General features: G+C 38.5%; 1 pseudogene. It reads left to right on the top strand.

What is annotated here, in order from left to right:
• Window positions 1–311 (top strand): annotated as a pseudogene (locus J7R05_RS08705) (hypothetical protein); the annotation flags it as partial.
• Window positions 312–400: the final 89 nt, after the last annotated feature.

Here is a 400-nt window from a genome sequence, read left to right on the forward strand (position 1 = left end):
AACCCTCTATCGATTATATTGTCACCAAAATCCCTCGTTCTGCTTTTGAAAAATTTCATGGTTCATCATCTGTCTTAACCACTGCAATGAAATCTGTTGGGGAAGTCATGCCAATTGGCCGTACTTTTCAAGAATCATTGCAAAAGGCACTCCGTGGACTTGAAATAAGTCTTACCGGCCTTGATGAAATTGAGCTTCCTGAATATGCTGAAGGTGATGAAAATAATTCTATACGTTTAGCCATCGCAATATCAAGCCCTAATCGTCAACGTTATGTGGCTCAAGCAACGCGCATGTGATTACCTTTAATTTAAATCCACCATATAAGTAAAATTGATTTATGGTTTTTAGCATTAATAGCTTCTACGGTATAAATGGAACGGCCCATTTGCACACATGG

This window comes from Bartonella capreoli (assembly GCF_902813205.1).
Lineage (GTDB): Bacteria > Pseudomonadota > Alphaproteobacteria > Rhizobiales > Rhizobiaceae > Bartonella > Bartonella schoenbuchensis.